This is a genomic window from Ideonella sp. P3_A4 (genome assembly GCF_056403075.1).
Genome location: NZ_JBFUGE010001095.1, coordinates 1 through 1,241, shown reverse-complemented (window position 1 = coordinate 1,241; position 1,241 = coordinate 1). Strand labels below are relative to the sequence as shown.

The 1,241-nt window shown below is 63.4% G+C and carries 2 protein-coding genes; one reads left to right on the top strand and one right to left on the bottom strand.

The window, feature by feature from the left end; translation table 11 throughout:
- Positions 1-260 (bottom strand): FAD-dependent oxidoreductase (locus AC1DYI_RS36125; RefSeq protein ID WP_477208899.1); only part of this gene is annotated, 260 nt, incomplete at its 3' end.
- A 323-nt stretch (positions 261-583) separates the two neighbouring features.
- Between AC1DYI_RS36125 and rpsB the strand changes: the two genes are divergently transcribed.
- On the top strand, positions 584-1,241 hold a 658-nt coding region (gene rpsB / locus AC1DYI_RS36120; protein ID WP_477208900.1), incomplete at its 3' end, for a 30S ribosomal protein S2.

Here is a 1,241-nt window from a genome sequence, read left to right as displayed (position 1 = left end):
GGCTGGCGCGCCGCGCGCCAGCGACGCCACAACCAAGGCAACGCCGCGGGCTTGGCAGGCAACCGTTCCAGGCCGCCCAGACCACCCACGGCGGCGTGGGCCAGCCACAGGCCAGGGGCCAGCACGCAGGCAGGCGCGAAACTGCCTTCGGCCGCAATGCTGCCGCGGCGTTCGTAGACGGTGACTTCGTGGCCCTCGCGGGCCAGCTCATAAGCGGTCGTGACGCCGGCCAGGCCGGCGCCGATCACAGCGATTCGCATCGTCTCAGGCCCACCGGCCGCAGCGGCGGGGCAGGGTGCAGACGGGATTGGCGCTGTCGCCAACCAACCGGTGGGTGGCCGCGAGTTGGGCTGCTATAATCTTTAGGTTTTGCTGAGTGCCCATGGGTCATTTCGATCGCGCGGGCGTCAGTCAAACCGGAAAGCCCGTGTTTTCTCTGGGCCATCGGCTCGATCACGAGGCTTTCCGAAGTTCGCGAACCCGGCTTATTCAAGGTGTCGCGTGCGGCGTCAGCCCCTTGTCACAAAGGGCAAACGCTGTAGCGATGTGTGCCGGGATTCTAGACCCAACCTTCGGAGTACCTATGTCCGTTTCGATGCGTGAAATGCTGGAAGCCRGTGTCCACTTTGGTCACCAAACCCGCTTCTGGAACCCCAAGATGGCCCCGTTCATTTACGGCCATCGGAACAAGATTCACATCATCAACCTCGAAAAGACCCTGCCCAAGTTCGAGGAAGCGATGAAGTTCGTGCGCCAGCTGTCCAGCAAGCGCGGCACGATCCTAATGGTGGGCACCAAGCGCCAGGCGCGCGAAGTCGTCGCGCTGGAAGCCAACCGGGCCGGCATGCCCTTCGTTGACCAGCGCTGGCTCGGCGGCATGCTGACCAACTTCAAGACGGTCAAGGGCTCGCTGAAGAAGCTGAAGGACATGCAGTCGACCAAGGATTCCGGCGCCGAAATGCGCATCAAGAAGGAAGCCCTGATGTTCGACCGCGAACTGGCCAAGCTGGAAAAGGACATCGGCGGCATCCAGGACATGAACGCGCTGCCCGACGCGCTGTTCGTCATCGACGTCGGCTTCCACAAGATTGCTGTGGCCGAAGCCAAGAAGCTGGGCATCCCGGTGATCGGCATTGTCGACACCAACCACTCGCCCGAAGGCGTGGACTACGTGATCCCCGGCAACGACGACTCGGCCAAGGCTGTGGCGCTGTACGCCCGCGCTGTGGCCGACGCAGTGC